This is a genomic window from Pseudomonas sp. P5_A2_2 (assembly GCF_054177685.1).
The window spans coordinates 1-2,364 of record NZ_JBGCUL010000718.1 but is presented as its reverse complement, the minus strand read 5'-3'; the positions used below and the strand labels follow the sequence as shown (position 1 = coordinate 2,364).

General features: G+C 54.1%; 4 protein-coding genes and 4 tRNA genes. All 8 read left to right on the top strand.

Translation table 11 applies throughout. The features are described from left to right. On the top strand, positions 1-630 hold a 630-nt coding region (locus tag ACXRVY_RS24740), incomplete at its 5' end, for a pantothenate kinase (protein ID WP_458238494.1). Positions 631-637: 7 nt separating this feature from the next. Next, positions 638-1,078, top strand: coding sequence for a hypothetical protein (locus ACXRVY_RS24735; RefSeq protein WP_223461658.1), 441 nt, complete (start codon positions 638-640; stop codon positions 1,076-1,078). Positions 1,079-1,221: 143 nt separating this feature from the next. Next, positions 1,222-1,306: transfer RNA gene (locus tag ACXRVY_RS24730), tRNA-Tyr, on the top strand. A 24-nt stretch (positions 1,307-1,330) separates the two neighbouring features. Then, positions 1,331-1,404, top strand: a tRNA-Gly gene (locus ACXRVY_RS24725). A gap of 26 nt (positions 1,405-1,430) precedes the next feature. Continuing rightward, a tRNA-Thr gene (locus tag ACXRVY_RS24720) sits at positions 1,431-1,506 on the top strand. Between the two features lie 174 nt (positions 1,507-1,680). Beyond that, a tRNA-Trp gene (locus ACXRVY_RS24715) sits at positions 1,681-1,756 on the top strand. A 45-nt stretch (positions 1,757-1,801) separates the two neighbouring features. After that, complete coding sequence (gene secE / locus ACXRVY_RS24710) at positions 1,802-2,170, top strand: preprotein translocase subunit SecE (RefSeq protein ID WP_223461660.1); 369 nt, start codon at positions 1,802-1,804, stop codon at positions 2,168-2,170. Positions 2,171-2,179: 9 nt separating this feature from the next. After that, positions 2,180-2,364: transcription termination/antitermination NusG family protein (locus ACXRVY_RS24705; RefSeq protein WP_345893412.1), on the top strand; the 185-nt coding region annotated here is incomplete at its 3' end.

Here is a 2,364-nt window from a genome sequence, read left to right as displayed (position 1 = left end):
GGGGAGCTCAAAGGGCTTGCCCTCACGTTTTGCCGGCTGGTGAGCGTCAGGACCGCGGAGGAAACCGCTGCGCTGACGTCTTTGCTCAGGGATACCTTTGATGTGCCGGTTGTGTGCGCAACGCCAGCGCGCGAAATGTCAGGCGTGCGCAACGGGTATGAGGAGTTTGAGCGGCTGGGTCTGGATCGGTGGCTTGCAATGCTCGGGGGCTTTCATCTGGCGTCAGCTGCGTGTCTGGTGCTCGATTTCGGTACGGCCGTGACTGCTGACTTTATAGCGGCGGATGGAGAGCACCTGGGTGGTTTCATCTGTCCGGGGATGCCGTTGATGCGTAACCAGTTACGCACCCACACTCGCAAAATTCGTTATGGGGATCTGGCGGCCGAGCAGGCACTGGAAAGTCTTGTCCCGGGGCGCGCGACTGTCGAGGCTGTAGAGCGTGGTTGTTTGCTGATGTTGCGCGGCTTCGTGCTGACCCAGCTCGAGTTGGCGCGCAGCTACTGGGGTGAGGACTTTGTCGTATTCCTCACCGGGGGGGATGCGGGCCTGGTTACTGAGGTCGTGCCTCAGGCCAGGGTTGTTCCGGACTTGGTGTTTGTCGGATTGGCCATGGCCTGTCCCTTATCCTGAGGTTTTTATGCGTTGGTTGTTTCTGCTGCTGCTTGTCCTCAATGGCTTCTACTACATCTGGCATCAACAAGAGGCTCCTCTGCGCGCGAAGGATGTCACGCCTTTGAGCCTGTATCGCGGATCTCAACAAGATATCCGCTTGTTGAGCGAAGCGAGTGACGTAGCCAAAGACAAGAGTAAAACTGTCTCGACAGACAATGGCTGCCTTTATCTGGGCGGCTATACGCGCCAGGAGGCCGCGCAGGCGGTTGAGCGACGTTTGAGCGGGATGGAGGTCAAGTATCAGTCCCTGCCGAAAGCTGCGGCAGAAGGGGCGGGGTATTGGGTGCGTATCGCACCGGAAAGCCGGCGTTGGCTGGACGATTTGCAGTTGATAAACCTTTCTAAAGAATTCAATGAGTTAAAACATAAAATAATGCCGTGCGAGGGGGTTGCACCCACCGAATAGTTTGCATAGAATGGCGCCCGCTCCACAGCGAACACCGGAAACGGTTAACGGTGTGAAGTGAGGTCAACGCAGCTAAGCTCAGGTTTTTAATGAGAAAAATGCTTGACAGAAGGCTGGCATGATGTAGAATGCCGGCTCGCTTAGGAGGGGTTCCCGAGCGGCCAAAGGGATCAGACTGTAAATCTGACGTCTACGACTTCGAAGGTTCGAATCCTTCCCCCTCCACCATTTTTAGCGAGAGCTGTAAGCCTCGCGGGTATAGTTTAGTGGTAGAACCTCAGCCTTCCAAGCTGATGATGCGGGTTCGATTCCCGCTACCCGCTCCAAGTTTACAGGTTTTGCACAGTGTTACGCTCTTGTAGCTCAGTTGGTAGAGCACACCCTTGGTAAGGGTGAGGTCAGCGGTTCAAATCCGCTCAAGAGCTCCATATAACAAGGCAGATATGAAAATATCTGCCTTTGTTTTAGGTGGTAGTGGTTGCGCCTGATTGTGTTTCTGAGGGTTGCCGGTGTCGTGAATGCCGGCGTTGCAGCCAGGATTGCCTGGTAAGTGTTGTAAAGTCTTTTTCGGGTCGGCATAATGGTCGGCCTGATTTTGTTTTAGGTCAGTAGCTCAATTGGCAGAGCGACGGTCTCCAAAACCGTAGGTTGGGGGTTCGATTCCCTCCTGACCTGCCAGATTCACTCGGTGTGTCTGGCTTTCTTTTCACAGGATCTTCATAGATGACTCCTAAAGCTGAAGCTCAAGGCTCTCGTTTCGACCTCCTCAAGTGGCTTGTAGTAGTCGCTCTGGTGGTTGTTGGCGTTGTTGGCAATCAGTACTTTTCTACTTCGCCGATCCTGTACCGCGTACTCGCATTGCTTGCTATTGCTGCCGTAGCTGCCTTTGTAGGCTTGCAGACGGTCAAGGGCAAGTCTTTCTTTGTACTGGTTAAGGAAGCACGCACCGAAATTCGTAAAGTCGTTTGGCCAACTCGCCAAGAAACCACGCAGACCACGTTGATCGTTGTGGCTGTTGTCCTGGTTATGGCGTTGCTGTTGTGGGGGCTTGATTCCCTGCTCGGCTGGCTTGTTTCCTTGATCGTCGGCTAAGGGTGTCCCGTGGCTAAGCGTTGGTATGTTGTGCATGCTTACTCCGGTTACGAGAAGCATGTAATGCGCTCGCTGATCGAGCGCGTAAAGCTGGCCGGTATGGAAGATGGCTTCGGCGAGATTCTGGTTCCCACTGAAGAAGTGGTTGAAATGCGCAATGGCCAGAAGCGCAAAAGCGAACGCAAATTCTTCCC

Coding starts and splice junctions, on each gene's coding strand:
- ACXRVY_RS24735 (WP_223461658.1), top strand. CDS start 638: ATGCGTTGGTTGTTTCTGCTGCTGCTTGTCCTCAATGGCTTCTACTAC.
- secE (WP_223461660.1), top strand. CDS start 1,802: ATGACTCCTAAAGCTGAAGCTCAAGGCTCTCGTTTCGACCTCCTCAAG.